The following is a 14,181-nucleotide window of genomic DNA, read 5'->3' on the forward strand; positions in this document are numbered from 1 at the left end:
ATGAAAATAACATCAGTAGCTATACTATTTGCGCTTAGTGGCGCAGCGCAGGCCGCAGAAAATATTAACTTTTTGGCCTTTGGTGATGGCGGCTATCACCCCGATTATCCAAAAACAAAGCACATAAAATCGCCTAAAAATAAGGCTGAGTTTATTGCTGCTGAAAATGCGGATTGGCTAGAAGAACATCGCCCACTCGAAGAGTTTAATCATGCGCCTATCTATGTTTATCCGGGAACCGAAACCGCAACGGAGGAAACCGGTGCGTTGGTGGTTGGACAGGCAATGGCCTCTTTGTGTGATAAAAAGCAATGCGACTTTGCCATTCAGCTTGGTGATAATATCTATCCTGACGGTGCGGCGGCTAACGATGGCAAAGATGACCAAAAGCGTATGGATGACTTGATTTTAGGGCCGCTAAAGCCGCTGCTTATTCAAAATCCAAAGTTGGTCGTGTACTCAGCATTAGGCAATCACGACTGGAAGACATCTCGTCGCGGCGTGAAACTACAGACCGAGTGGATGGCTAAGCAAACTAATTTTCATATGGATGGCAAAGGTTATTACAGCTACATCCAAGGTGAAAAAGGCAATGATGTCGAATTTTTTGTGCTTGATACCAATATGTTGCTCTCAGGTCAGCATTATTACGAAATTCCACTAAAACCGGACGGTAGTGAGCAGGGACTGGCGAGTGCACTGGCAAGCGGACAAGCCGAAGTCGAAGACATTGAAAAACATGAGCAACCCGTTAATGGTGAAGATCACAGACAATTGGCGTGGCTTGCAAATGGACTGAAAAACTCAACCGCAAAATGGAAAATTGTGTATGGACACCATGTACTTTGGTCTATTGGAGGCACCAAGTATGACGAAGCGCATGTATTACGCCGCTTAATCTTACCCGAATTATGTGAGTACGCAGATGCATATATCGCAGGCCATGAGCATGATTTGGAACTGTTAACGGACGACTGCTCGCGTGTACTCCCCGCAAATACAAAGCCTAAGTTACCACTTATTATCAGTGGCGCCGCGTCAAAAATGCGTGGCACGCATACACCGCTTGCTAACTATCAAGAAAAGCGTTACCCAGAGTACGACCTAGTCTGGAATAAAGCTTTTACTTGGGGCTTTGCGCATATCGAATTAGACAACCAAAAAGACATGCTAAATGTGTCGTTTTACTCAACGCCAAACGATTTAAGCGGTCAGCTGGTGCCAGAGCAAAGCTTTAGTTTTTCTCACCGTAGCGAGTGACAAATCAATAGGCGATAAACATACGCTGTTAAGCGCTTAGAAAAGTGTGGAACTAACGTGCAAAATGTAATGGTAGGTAATTAGTAACTTGAGTTACCATGATATAAGTGTAGGTAAATCAACAATGCAAGTAAGCCATATTTACAATAACTATTTAAAGTTAATGCAAAAGAGTCAGTAAATCAGGTTTCCTGAATGTGCACAGGCTCAAAATAGTAAGCCACCGATTTAAGCGGTGGCTTACTATTGCAAAGGGTTTAATCATTTTGCTTTGTGGGTTGCTTTATTTTATGGATTAGAAAGAACAAAAATCCTATAAAAACGATATTGATGAAAGCCATGATAAGGGCTACTTGATCCTCTGAGTGCCCGCGAAAGTCAGACAGCAAATCAGCAAAGATAAATAGGCTATAAAACGTACCTGCTATATTTAAGCCCCATCCTACAAAACGGGATGTCTTTACAAGCTGAGTGTAATCGCCAAGCTTTGCCATAATAAAGTGATACCCATACATCACACCAACGGCTGCCATCATTAAGCCGACTGCTGCATTGTCGCCTCGTTTATTTAAATAATATGCATCAAAACATAAAGCACCAACTGCAAAGGTGCTTATCAAAATAACAATGGCTTTAATCAAAAATTCAGCGACTGGGTTGGGCTCTCGCGTTATTGAAACTTGAGATCTTGTCATTGTAACTTGCTGACCATTCCGTATTACTTGTTGCGGCTGTTGTTGATAAGCTTGACCATATTTGGGTTGTTGATTTGGTGCACTCACATCACTGATTGCACGAGTGGGCGTTCCTTCATCTAGAATATGCTCAACGCATTTCTTAATTAACTTTTTTATTGTCACAAAAACTCCTTGTTATAGAGATTAATTCGAGTATCACCAAAACTCTTTGTCTAGTGGGCGGTTATTTTTTAGGTCGTAAAAGGGGGCTTGTTTTACTAAATCTTCACCTAATATGATTATTTTATCTTGCTCCGTAAAGTCACTGCTTTCGATTACCTCTTGCCAGCCTTTGTAAAAGGATGCAGGTATAGTTTGTGTGTTATCCATAAAACGATGGATTTCACTCCACAGCTCCATGCTATCTTCTAAGTCTCTTGGCTCCCAGTCGACAGGGTACATAGGTTGATGGCGAAGATGTTTGGGGTAGCGCTTTGGTACCAAATAGGCCATATTAAACTGCACCCCTCGACCTGCGGAAACTTTACCGATATACAAATCAACCTCATCTAACGCTAACGAAAAGGTACTAACATTGTTACCAATGGGAAAGGTAACAAGGCCACTATGGCGAAAGAAATCAACACGGAGTACTTCAGCTGAAGTGCGTCTTATATGAGAAGTACGAATGAATATAAGTGTAGCGAGTACGCTGAGCGTACCACCTAACCAGAGAAATCTTGGATCAGGATTATGAAAATAACTCCAATAGCAGATCGCCACAACTAATATTGCCATATAAGCAAAAGCTGCATTTGAAAGCTTATCGATACGATCAAGGTCAACACTCACTAACTTAATACTTTTGTTTGAGGCCATAAGGCTATTTTGCGACAGTAAGAATCGACTGTTTAACTGAGCTGGTACTCGCTCAAATCCCCCCTTTACTTTTTTACGTCTTGGTACAGAGTCTGCTATTGGTAGTAACGGGGTCTCTTCCACCGGTCGACCAAAATCAATGGGTGGTAAATTGTCCTCCGTATGCTCTTTTATCTCTAGCGGTGCTTTGGGCGCTACGTCGGTTTCCATTACCTTACTTACTATTTTTTTGAGTAAAATAGCAGATAGGACTGTAAACGTTTTTAGATTTAATTTTTCTCTCATTATTTGGCCTTTTAGTTTAATAGCCTTTGTAGCAACCCAGCTGCACTTAAACCATAATCATCGATCTCTACCTCTACGGTTTGTTCACTCCAAAGCCGTGCTTCTGAAATATTGCCATCTTGATCGCGCTCTGGAGCTGGTAGCCTAAACTCTTGACTCGAGTTTGGGCTAATGGTTTGCCCCTTACCAAGGGGTATTTTGTACAACGCATACGCAGTTTTAACTTTGTGCAGTTTAGCTTGTCAAAATAAGGGTACAGCGCAGTTTCGTCGAATTGTAACTGAAACCCGGTAAACTGAGGACTAACGGTAATTTTGACATGTTCCCAGAAGTGATCGATTGCGGTGGAGGCTTGCCCCTTTGCCGCTGTACTTAGCAAAGATTGCCATGGTTTATTGGAAGCTACGGGTTTAATATCGAACTCTAGGTCTAAATAACCCAGTTGAGATGCAGGAATATGCCCTGGAACCTGCATATTAAAGTTTACGATATGAAATTTACCACGTTTTGATATTTTATCAGCAACACGTGAAAAGGTGTTGAGCTGCATCACCTGGGATTCAGCCATAATAGATGGGGCAAATAGCGCGTCATAAAGTGCATGCAGAGCATATTCTGGGTGAGCCTGCCAAGAATAGGTTGGGTTGTCTGCTAGTAGCTTTTTTTCGCCACCTTCAAAGGCATTTTTACCCCAAGGGCAGACGGTTAACCAGTTTTCGAGCGGATCTTTATGGATTAAATAGAGTACACCGTAGCCTATAAGTACTGCTATTAGACCATAGATACTCAACCTGCCAAATTGTAACATAACTGCAGCACGAGAATATTTGGCCAACACCATAGGTAGGCTATCTATTGCCATTCCCGCAAAACCAGCTGTCACAAGTAAGTTTCCTGTGGTTGCCCACACATCGCCCCGCTTATAGGCATAGTAAGCATCAAAAGCAGATATGGTCGCACTGTATGCTGAGGCAAGTAAATTTAATCTACTCGTCCATTTCATTAACGACGCTTTACTCGAAAAGGTTGGCCCATATTTTTGTTGTGCGCTATTACTTCCAAAAACACGCCTATGGTGTTCAAAGGCGGCATATTGTCGTGGACTTAGCAAACCGGACCGCATTTGTGTAATTGCAGAATGCACTGAATAATGAATTGCAGCTAAATCAGAAGCGGTTCCAACTAAGTCTGCAAATTTTCTATCAAATTTAAAATCATAACTTGAAACGACCTGCCTCACATTTGCAATTTCAAAGATATATAAAGCACCTAATACACCCACCATTCCTCTTTTTAGCGACTGGCTGGATGCGGCCTCGGTAACAACTTTATTTTGCCATTTCTCTAGGTTTGCTGTGCGCTCTGCGAGATTTTTGATAGTGGTGTGTTGGGTTTCTAACTCAGTTGAATAGTGTTTTGCATTTTGTACCGTGTCATCATAAATTTGTTTTGCCCTTGCTGCTGAGGCTTCAGCAGACAAATCGGCGCCGGTTGCTTTAACCAAATAGGCAATGACTTTCTCTTTACTTTCAATAAAGGTGGTTGTTTGCGCTCTGTCTAACGATTGGGTTAGGAGTTCAAGGCGTTTATTCAAGTTCAAAACATCTTCCAGAGACACCTTATGGCTGGCGCCGCCGTATTTTATATTGACGTTTCGCTTTCTGTTCGCTCGTATCACCTGATTTAATTCTTTCACTTGCTTCTCGGCAGAAAGCTGGCGAGATTTGGGGTCAAGCGGCATGTAACCTTTAGGAAAGTTACCATTTATATAATCGGAGACCCTCATTTCGACTTCAACAAGGTGCCCGGGTGTTGAGATATCTACTAATCGCATCAGTGGCTGTAATACATCCGCTTTTGCATCAATCAATTTTGCAAAAGGGTATTTGTGCCATGCATTATTGAGCTTTACGAAGGTCGAAACTTGTCTTTGAGCTCGTGTAACCGACGCTTTTGCTGCTGCAAACTTGGTCTCAAGGCGTTGTAATCGTGCTCTTTCAACTTGTATCTTTGCGTCTAATTCTGCAGCTTTGAGTTGATGTTCTTCAGGAGTCAAACGCGATAGTTCAGACTTTCGTTGTTCATACTCAGCTTCTTTTTTTGTCAGCTCATCAAGCGCTTCATCTCTTGCAAGTTCGGCCTCTTTCAGTGCCTTTTGAGTTTGTTCATACTGCTGTTGAGTTGCGTTTGTTGCTGCTTGTGTCGCAGATTTTTGTTGACCTAACGTCCCTTTGTGACTCGAAAGTTTATGGGCGATATCGGGGATCTCAAATACACTAACGGCTAAACCAAAAATCACCTGAGAAAGCCGCCTGCCTAATTGCTCTCCTTCATTCCAATCTATTAATTCCTCTTGTTTATGGATCTTTTTGATTTTTGCGCTCGTAAGCTTAAGCTCAAAGCGGTTAAAGTCACGCTTTTCGTATTCACTTAGCTTATTTCCCGTAGGTTTTGGAAATAAAAACTGCGCAATTTCTTTTCCTGGTTTGCTTGGATGTTGATCTAGACATTGCAGAATAAAGTCTTGTCCTCGGTGGCCGCTACTTAGCATGTGCCAAAACTCTTTGTCTCTGTTAATTTGAGCTATTTGCGCTGCTGGGTGGGGCTTCAAAACCAAAAATAGATCGGTGAGTAAGTCATAGGCTTCAAAAAACCTTAAGTCAGTTTGATGCGCATAATCTTTAAAGCACTCGGTAAATCCAGCGGCTAACGATTCTTGATCGAGAAAGTTAATGAGTTCATCAGTGAGCTCCGCTATATTTTCAGCAAGTTCTCGAAATGTTTTTTCCTGCAAAAACTCAAAAAAAGCCTCTTCATCTAAGCATTCTGTTCGCCATTCTTTAAGTTTGTTGGCAAAGTCGATGGCGTCTTCATCCGATTCGACTAGCTTTTCATCAGATGACTGTATTTCTATGTCTTTATCTAAAACGGCGTCCGTTTGCAGATAGAAAGTTTGCAGCATGTAAACTGCAAGCTCGTATTTATTACGTTGCTGATAGTCGATTTCACCTGTTTCGCTGTTTACACCAGAGAGGTGGTTCATAAGCGCTTCAATTTCAACCACCAAACTTTGAATTTTCACCACATACATTCGAGCCACATGGATCCCGTCAAAAATCGGCACTTGGGCAATTTTATCGCGCTCTGGCAGGTGCAGTTTTTGATGAAGTGTGGGGGTGTTAACTACTTTGCCTTGGTCGTTAAAGCCTGTAGCAAATTGCCCTAAGTTATCCAGCTTAGTCATGCGCTGTGCTCTGAGCGCAGCTGCATCTCCTGGGGTGGGGCAATGTCTTTCTTCGTCAGCGAGTGGCGTGCCGGTATTTAAACGTGGATCCTGTTCATTAAAACCACCAAACAACAAGATCTGCTCCCATGACCACTGCACTTCAGACCATGCAATTTCTACGCTTACTTCGTTACCATTTAGTTTATGCGGGACGAGAATGCTGCTGGTTGGCTTACAGGTTGCTGCACGCGTGCCTTGCGGTCGTGAGTTTGGCTTATTGGCCGACTTTTTCCAACTTAAAAAACCTTTTTGCCAATACAAATTCACATCTGAGAATAGCGCCGGAGCGTCAAAGTCTTCAGGTTCGATAACTTGTAGCTCACGCCATAAATAGCCATCGACATAAATATAGATAAATCCGCTGGTTACTGGAGAGGCTGATTGTAGTTGCTGCTCTGGCGTGTCGTATAAAAATGGATAAATGTGTACCAGCTCAATGTCGGCATCGCTGCTTTGTTGGTCTACCGTGTTTGAAGTGTAGAGGGGAACCTTATAATAGCCTTCTTTTGTGCCATCAACCGAGGTGTCTTTGAGCATCAAAGAGACCACTTCTTTGTCGCTTGCATAGCCCTCAAAAACAAGTTCTCTAAAATTACTGTTAGCATTGGTTTTGGTTGGTAAAGTGTGGCTCATCCTATCTTCACCTCTTCATCGCTAGGTTTGCTACTACCCGACACTTTTATATTGATTTTATTCGTACCGTCTTGGTTTAATGGCTCTGCGCCAAGCACTACATCAAGGCCTGCAGGAGTCGCACCGCCGGGCTGGCTCAATGGTGCAGGGGGCGTATTTTTATTATTAGATACCATTAAATCTCCCTGCCTAACCGCCGGTTTTCCCTCTATGTAAACATCAAAGCTGCCTTGCAGAAACTCTGCTTTTTTACCCAATGTTCGACTAGCGATACCTTTTTTATTACCGGGTTGGTCTCCCGTACTTTTTGAAAAGTTAGACTTGATATTGGCCGCACCGTTACCTTGAATTTTTACTGAGCTGGCAACGCTTGCGGCGTCTGATGAGCGAGCAATGTTACCGTAGGGAATAGGCAAAACCACTTTGCCTATCTTAGTCAAACAAACGTCTACTGTGCTTAACACACCGCCGCTGCCACTATGCACAGCGGTTCTACCGTTAATGAGAACGTTCGCGTTTGACACGATAGACGCTTGTCTGGCTTCGGCTTCAAAATCTCTGGCAACATCACTCTCAGTTCCTACTTGCCAACCCAGTTTAAGGGTTACTAAGTCTAAGAATGCTTGTGGGTCGCTAATAGGCAGATTAACATCCATCCCCGGTATTGGCTCAATATGCGGTAGAACAGCCGTTTGGTTTTGTTCATCCCACTGTGGTGGGTCGATTATGTAGTCAGGAATAAACGCATTGACCATTTGGCCTAAGTTAAATCGCCGTATTTAGCTCTTTCGATCTCTTCTAAAAAGGCTTGCTCTCCCGCAGCACGGTCGGGAAATATCGCAATACGATAGGCTTGTCCCAGCGCTTGATTTCGCTTTGCACTGATATTTAATGGCAGTAGGGCTGGATTGTTGTGTCGCCAAGAAGCAGAACCTGAGGTTCGTAATTTGGCAGTTTGCGCGTCGACATTGTATTGCACGCTCTGGGCTTTGTTGCCTGCACCGGCGCCGATAAAGCTCATTGTGTTGTCCTTAAATTATTCCTTTAGTCGCAGTTGTATTGACTTTATCTAATACAAACGGCGTAATTGTCTGCGCATTGTCTGCGCATTGTCTGCGCATTGTCTGCGCATTGTCTGCGCATTGTCTGCGCATTGTCTGCGCATTGTCTGCGCTTTGTCAAAGTGTGAATTATTGTGAGCGTTTATTAACGTGAGCTGTATAAAGCAAGTGCGAGTGGCAATGAAGGTGGAAGTGAGTGGATAAACCACCTTACTAATGCAAAGTGGTTTGGGTCGACTTGGATTGATAACTTCTGGGAGTTAGGCAAAGCTTTCGTTGATGAGTTCTGCGCTATAGCCTGCATTACGAATAATGGCGATAACGTCGTCTTCTCCTTTGGTGCTTGAAATTTCAACGATTTTATCATCTAGGCGGACATTCACTTGCGCTTGGCTATCAGCCGCTTGCATTGCTTCTGTGATTGCTTTTACGCAGTGACCGCAGACCATTTTTTCTACTCTTAGTCTTAACATCATTATTTCCTTTGTAGATTAAAGAGTTTGCACTGTGAAGCTTCCCTTGATGGTAAGGTCAACTAATATTTAACCTGAGCTTCAGATAATTAATATCTCTCTAGCAGCCAGTTTTAACGCTAACTTGTTTGACCTTACCATGAGGGTAAGGGTTAGTGTCCAACAATGAGAATTAACGCGTTTGCGGAGATAGAAATGGACAAGGTAATAAAATTTAATGTATCGGGCATGACATGCGCCTCGTGCGTTGGCCGAGTTGAGAAAGCCTTAGAGAAAGTGTCTGGCGTTGTCAGTGCCAGTGTTAACTTAGCTTTGGAAGCGGTGTCTGTTGAAGGCAGTGCGGAAGTGTCGGCATTGGTGAGTGCGGTAAAAGATGCAGGTTACAAGGTCAATACCAGTGAAGTGCAATATCAAGTTAAAGGCATGACTTGCGCGTCTTGTGTGAACCGAGTGGAAAAGGCGGCGCAAGCATTACCGCAGGTAATTAAAGCCGAGGTCAATTTAGCGACTGAAAAGCTTACCTTAACTTTAGTGGCAGAATTACCGTTCGCTGAAATAGAAGCCAAGCTTAACGACGCCGGTTACACCGTGGTGCAGCCACAAGCAGGCTCGGATGAGTTAAACGAACAAGTTGCAGCAACTCCCTTTTATCGCGCTGATTGGTTCCCGGCAGTGGCGTCACTGACGCTCACTCTACCTATGGTGTTACCCATGTTTGCCATGTTGTTTAACCAAAACTGGATGCTCCCTGCATGGATGCAATGGGCACTGGCAACACCTGTTCAGTTTTATTTTGGTGCGCGTTTTTATCGTGCTGGATGGGGAGCAATAAAAGCGGGAACGGGGAATATGGATTTGCTGGTGGCCATCGGCACCAGTGCAGCGTATGGTCTGTCAGTGTATTTGTGGTGGACATTCAGCGGTGAGCATGGCGCTCCGCATTTATACTTCGAAAGCAGCAGTGCCGTGTTGAGCTTGGTACTGCTGGGTAAGTATCTTGAACACAGAGCCAAGCTGCGTACAACCAGCGCCCTTAAAGCGCTTGAAAGCTTAAGGCCAACATCGGCTATGGTCTGGCGTGATAACAGTTGGCGAGAAGTCCCAGCTGGGGCAGTAAAAAGTGGCGAACGACTATTGATCAAACCTGGTGAGCGTATACCGGTTGATGGCGTTGTAGTTGAAGGTCACTCACAGGTAGATGAAGCGCTTATCAGCGGTGAAAGCGTGCCTGTTTATAAAGCACAAACAGATAAAGTGACTGGTGGTTCGGTGAATCTTGATGGCGTGCTTGAAGTGGATGCAACCAGTGTTGGCGCGGAATCGACCCTAGCCAAAATTATTCGCTTGGTAGAGCAAGCACAAGGCGCGAAAGCACCAGTGCAAGCGTTGGTGGATAAAGTGAGTGCGGTATTTGTACCAGCAGTACTAGTGATTGCGCTTATTACATTTTTTGCATGGGGCCTCAGCACGGGAGATTGGCCAACGGGTATTCTTAATGCAGTGGCCGTTCTTGTTATTGCTTGCCCGTGTGCGCTTGGTTTAGCAACACCAGCCGCGATTATGGCAGGTACTGGCACTGCCGCGCGCTATGGGATCTTAGTAAAAGATGCTGGTGCACTGGAGCAAGCAACTACCATCGATATGGTAATTTTTGATAAAACCGGCACGCTTACGGTGGGCAAACCTGAGCTTAGCAATATGCACACTTTTACGTATCATCAAAACGACGTGTTACAGCTAGCGGCATCGTTACAGCAATACAGCGAACACCCGCTTGCCAAGGCTGTGGTCAATAAGGCACAAGAAAAGCAATTGTCATTACTTCCTGTAAGCGACTTTAAAGTGGTGGCGGGTAGAGGCGTTAAAGCACAATACCAAGATAAAACAGTCTATTTGGGGAGCGGTTTTTGGATGCAAGAGTTAGGCTTAACCTTGCCTGCGCTACCAGAAGAAATACCCGGCGCTTCTTTATCTTGGTTAGTGAGCCAAAATAGTGAACTGAGTTGCGAGTTTTTGGCGCTATTCTACTTTACTGACGAGCTTAAAGCTCATGCCTATACCGCGGTCAAACAGCTTAAGCAGCAAGGAATTAAAGTTGCAATGTTGACCGGAGACAGCCAAAGTAGTGCACAGTACAATGCTAAATTGCTGGAGCTGGACGATTATAAAGCGCAAGTACTGCCAGAGCACAAAGCTGAGTATATTGCTAATGCCCAACAGCAAGGTTACTGTGTGGCAATGGTCGGCGACGGGATCAATGACGCCCCAGCGCTGGCACAGGCTGATCTGGGTATCGCAATGGCAACCGGTACGGAAGTGGCGGTAAGCGCGTCGGCAATGACGCTGATGCGCGGCGAGCCAAGCTTAGTGGCATCTGCTTTAGCGATGGCAAAATTAACCTATCGCAAAATCAAGCAAAATCTATTTTGGGCATTTATCTTTAATGTCATTGGCATTCCATTGGCAGCACTGGGTTACCTTAACCCTATTTTTGCAGGTGCGGCGATGGCGGCCAGTAGTTTACTAGTCATTAGCAATGCGTTGTTATTGCAACGTTGGCAACCAAAGGAGTAAACGTCATGGAAAAACTGATCACAATCGGTGAAGCCGCGCAGCGTACAGGACTCTCTGCAAAAATGATCCGCCATTATGAGGCAAGCGGGCTACTAAAGTGCAGCAAAAGAAGTGAAGCGGGTTACAGGCTGTACGACTCGCAACAATTACAATTACTAGGTGTGATAAAGCAAGCACGAAAACTAGGGTTTCCTATTGCGCAGATCCAATCTTTACTCGATTTGTTACAAAATCCAGACCGTACTAGCCGTGAAGTCAAATCGATAGCGCAGCATCATTTGAATGAGATTGAGCATAAAATCAATGAACTTCAGCAAATGCGTGAGACCTTGAAACAACTGTCGGACAACTGTAGTGGTGACGAAAATGCAAACTGTCCAATTTTAGATGGGCTTTGCCAAAATAGCCTAAAATAGCTGAAGGTTAGAATAACCAAACGTTAAAAAGCCAGTCTTCAATTAAGAAGACTGGCTTTTTTGTTGTGCAGAATAGCGCTAAGCCTCAAGTAATAGTCTTGACTGGGTAAGTGCGAGCAGTGCACTTTGTAATCTTGGCAGCGCCGTTTCAATTTCACTCGGTGAAATAGTACAAACGGCAGCGCGATACCAAAGCTGTGACGCTTTAGAGCGACAGCCAAAGCTGGCGAATGGCACCAGTGCTAACCCTGCGCTATCAATTAAATAACGACTAACTTGATCTGCATTTTCGAGTACGTTTCCGTTGGGTGTTTCCATATTGATGGCGTCGATCTTCAAGGTCATATAAATGCCGGCATTTGGTATAAATGAATCGATTGCCATGCCTGCGCTTTTCATATCCTGAACACCCTGATGCAGTACCGCCATTGAGGCTAGTATTTTTTCTTTAAAGCCGGCTAAATAACTTTGTAGGTAGGCTTCATTTTGAAATAACACCGCAGTGGCAAGTTGCTCTGCCGTCGGGGCCATTGCACCTATATGTTCTTGGATCACCTGCATTTTTGCTATCACTTCGTGTGGGCCTGTCGCCCACCCAACTCGAATACCTGTTGCGGCAAAAGCTTTGGTGCCGGCATCAACCACTATTAAGTAAGGCTTGATATCTGGGCAAAGCGACGCTGGATGATAATGCTCAACCTCTTGCATTGTCAGCATCCAGTACACTTGGTCGTAGATCACATAGAGTGGTTTGGCGTTTATAGTTCTGCGGCGCGCGTTTTCTGCGACAACCATGTCGCAGATTTCACTGAGCTGTTGCTTTGAAAACATAGAGCCGTTCGGGTTTTGTGGTGAGCATAAGGTGATAAGGCGCGCGTCAGATATATGCGCTTGAAGCTGTTCCGCTGTAGGTAAAAACTGATTTGCTACGCTGGTTTCAATTGGCACGTGCTTGCCACCACACATAGTGGTGTAAAACATGTTATTCCAAGAAGGAACAGGGTAGATCACCTTGTCATCTGCGCTCACTGTAGCGAGCATCGCAGAATACAGCAAAGGCCTTGCACCGCCAGAGATCAGCATCTCTGTGTCTGGGTTGTAGCTGACGTCAAAGTGCTTTTTAGTTTGTTTTGCTACTTCATCGCGAAGTGATAACACCCCCTCAAGTGGGGGTAATCGTTATGCTTATTCTCGTAAGCTTGCTGGATCTGTGCGGTAAGGTAGTCGGGCATCGGAAATTGTTGCGTGTCAAAATCTCCAATGATCAAATCACAAATTACCTTCCCCTTTGCAAGCTGCTCCTGCACGTAAAACTCAAGGTGAATAATGTCCGAGTAATCAAGTGCATTGGCTAAATTCGATAAGTTTTCCATTGTTATATTTTTCTCCTTAAGTATCTAATTGGGAATAATTTAGTATTATTTAGAGAAGTAAAGTGAGCGCCGCGACTTCTCTAACCTTGTTGAGTGCGAAGTCAATTTCGGCTTCTGTAGTATGCCTGCCTAGGCTAAAGCGTATGGTTGCCTGTGCCAGTTCATCCGATAGCCCAAGTGCGGTTAATACGTGGCTTGGCGATAGGTTGCTTGACGAACAAGCTGAGCCAGTACTGACCGAAATGCTCTTCTTTAATAAGCTCAGCATTTTTTTACCGTCGGTGTCATGAAAAGAGACATTACAAACATGCGGGAGTCTTTCTTCGCTCATGCCATTGACTTGCACCTGTTGTAGCTCCAATAAACCATCTTCTAGCTTGTCCCTTAGCTGTTCAACTTTGTCAATTGCGCCATTGCTTAGTTCTCGCTGTGCAAGTTCCACTGCCTTGGCAAAACCAACAATGCCAGGTACATTTAACGTGCCACCGCGTAGCCCTTGCTCGCTTCCACCACCGGTGATCTGCGGCCTAATATCAACCACTCTATTGCCATGCTGATGTCTTAAATACAGGCCGCCAACCCCTTTAGGGCCATAAATTTTGTGTGCTGAGCAAGTTAAAATATCAATAGGGCAAGTGGTTAGATTGATATCAACCTTGCCAAGCGCTTGTGTGGCGTCAGACATAAATAGAATGCCATGTTGCTTTGCAATAAAGGCAATGTGTTCGATTGGATTAATGGTGCCAATTTCGTTATTTGCGTACATCACGGTGATTAAAATTGTTTCAGGCGTGATTGTGGCCTTCATTGCGTCGATATCAAAGCTGCCATCAGGTAACGGCTCAAGATAAGAAACGCGAGCGCCTTCCTGTTCTAGATCTCTAAGTGTTGCAAGCGTTGCAGGGTGCTCAATCGACGAAGTAATAATGTGCTTGCCTTTGTGATTACAAGCACGAAACACGCCGCGGATCCCTAAGTTGTTGCTTTCAGTCGCGCCAGAAGTAAAGATAAAATTTTCAGGTTGTGCGCCAAGGGCGTCTGCAATTTTTTCACGGGCTTGTTCGACCGCTTTATGGGCGTTCCAGCCATGTAAACCATACATGCTCGCAGCATTACCAAAGTCGTTACAAAAGTAAGGTAACATGGCTTGTAACACTGCTTCGTCGCACGGCGTTGTGGCGTTGTGATCTAAATAGATAGGAAAGCGTAGCGACGCTTCAGTGGTGGACTTACTCTCTAGTGCTGTAATGAGTGACATAAAAAT

The 14,181-nt window shown here is 44.4% G+C and carries 10 protein-coding genes and 1 pseudogene; 3 read left to right on the plus strand and 8 right to left on the minus strand.

Translation table 11 applies throughout. The features are described from left to right. Positions 1-1,260, plus strand: a complete 1,260-nt coding sequence (locus B1L02_RS22800) for a metallophosphoesterase (RefSeq protein ID WP_088532999.1) — start codon at positions 1-3, stop codon at positions 1,258-1,260. A gap of 257 nt (positions 1,261-1,517) precedes the next feature. Here the strand turns inward: B1L02_RS22800 and B1L02_RS22805 are convergent, their stop codons facing one another. The 5 genes and pseudogenes from B1L02_RS22805 to B1L02_RS22825 all read right to left on the minus strand — a co-directional run bounded on the left by B1L02_RS22805 (position 1,518) and on the right by B1L02_RS22825 (position 8,557). Beyond that, positions 1,518-2,120: a hypothetical protein gene (locus B1L02_RS22805; RefSeq protein ID WP_088533000.1), complete on the minus strand. Its 603-nt coding sequence runs from the start codon at positions 2,118-2,120 to the stop codon at positions 1,518-1,520. A 33-nt stretch (positions 2,121-2,153) separates the two neighbouring features. Further along, a complete protein-coding gene (locus tag B1L02_RS22810; protein ID WP_088533001.1) occupies positions 2,154-3,101 on the minus strand; it encodes a hypothetical protein in 948 nt (315 codons plus the stop codon). Positions 3,102-3,174: 73 nt separating this feature from the next. Further along, positions 3,175-7,020, minus strand: coding sequence for a hypothetical protein (locus B1L02_RS22815; protein ID WP_232003201.1), 3,846 nt, complete (start codon positions 7,018-7,020; stop codon positions 3,175-3,177). Next, positions 7,017-8,041 (minus strand): annotated as a pseudogene (locus tag B1L02_RS22820) (DUF4150 domain-containing protein). The gene B1L02_RS22815 and the pseudogene B1L02_RS22820 overlap by 4 nt, the downstream one beginning before the upstream one ends. Before the next feature lie 300 nt (positions 8,042-8,341). Then, positions 8,342-8,557 (minus strand): heavy-metal-associated domain-containing protein, encoded by a 216-nt coding sequence (locus tag B1L02_RS22825; protein ID WP_223192138.1) that lies wholly within the window; start codon positions 8,555-8,557, stop codon positions 8,342-8,344. A gap of 192 nt (positions 8,558-8,749) precedes the next feature. On the opposite strand from B1L02_RS22825, the gene B1L02_RS22830 reads away from it, so the two are divergent. Then, positions 8,750-11,128 carry a heavy metal translocating P-type ATPase gene (locus B1L02_RS22830; protein WP_088533002.1) on the plus strand — a complete coding sequence of 793 codons (2,379 nt, stop codon included), beginning with the start codon at positions 8,750-8,752 and terminating at the stop codon, positions 11,126-11,128. A 5-nt stretch (positions 11,129-11,133) separates the two neighbouring features. After that, positions 11,134-11,544, plus strand: coding sequence for a Cu(I)-responsive transcriptional regulator (cueR, locus tag B1L02_RS22835; RefSeq protein ID WP_010369762.1), 411 nt, complete (start codon positions 11,134-11,136; stop codon positions 11,542-11,544). Between the two features lie 78 nt (positions 11,545-11,622). On the opposite strand, the gene B1L02_RS22840 is transcribed toward cueR, so the two are convergent. From B1L02_RS22840 to B1L02_RS22845, 3 genes are read right to left on the minus strand one after another with little or no spacing between them, the layout of a single operon-like run. Continuing rightward, on the minus strand, positions 11,623-12,702 hold the full coding sequence (locus B1L02_RS22840) for a pyridoxal phosphate-dependent aminotransferase (protein WP_232003202.1): 1,080 nt from the start codon (positions 12,700-12,702) through the stop codon (positions 11,623-11,625). Then, on the minus strand, positions 12,678-12,917 hold the full coding sequence (locus B1L02_RS24860) for a hypothetical protein (protein WP_223192135.1): 240 nt from the start codon (positions 12,915-12,917) through the stop codon (positions 12,678-12,680). Before B1L02_RS24860 ends, B1L02_RS22840 begins: the two co-directional genes overlap by 25 nt. 49 nt (positions 12,918-12,966) lie before the next feature. Beyond that, a complete protein-coding gene (locus B1L02_RS22845; RefSeq protein ID WP_088533003.1) occupies positions 12,967-14,175 on the minus strand; it encodes a cysteine desulfurase family protein in 1,209 nt (402 codons plus the stop codon). Positions 14,176-14,181 lie beyond the last annotated feature (6 nt).

The sequence above is a fragment of the Pseudoalteromonas piscicida genome (genome assembly GCF_002208135.1).
Lineage (GTDB): Bacteria > Pseudomonadota > Gammaproteobacteria > Enterobacterales > Alteromonadaceae > Pseudoalteromonas > Pseudoalteromonas piscicida_A.

Bases quoted from the DNA above. Each gene is read 5' to 3' on its own strand.
- cueR (WP_010369762.1), top strand. From the start codon at position 11,134: ATGGAAAAACTGATCACAATCGGTGAAGCCGCGCAGCGTACAGGACTC.
- B1L02_RS22830 (WP_088533002.1), top strand. From the start codon at position 8,750: ATGGACAAGGTAATAAAATTTAATGTATCGGGCATGACATGCGCCTCG.
- B1L02_RS22815 (WP_232003201.1), bottom strand. From the start codon at position 7,020: ATGAGCCACACTTTACCAACCAAAACCAATGCTAACAGTAATTTTAGA.
- B1L02_RS24860 (WP_223192135.1), bottom strand. From the start codon at position 12,917: ATGGAAAACTTATCGAATTTAGCCAATGCACTTGATTACTCGGACATT.
- B1L02_RS22845 (WP_088533003.1), bottom strand. From the start codon at position 14,175: ATGTCACTCATTACAGCACTAGAGAGTAAGTCCACCACTGAAGCGTCG.
- B1L02_RS22810 (WP_088533001.1), bottom strand. From the start codon at position 3,101: ATGAGAGAAAAATTAAATCTAAAAACGTTTACAGTCCTATCTGCTATT.
- B1L02_RS22800 (WP_088532999.1), top strand. From the start codon at position 1: ATGAAAATAACATCAGTAGCTATACTATTTGCGCTTAGTGGCGCAGCG.
- B1L02_RS22825 (WP_223192138.1), bottom strand. From the start codon at position 8,557: ATGATGTTAAGACTAAGAGTAGAAAAAATGGTCTGCGGTCACTGCGTA.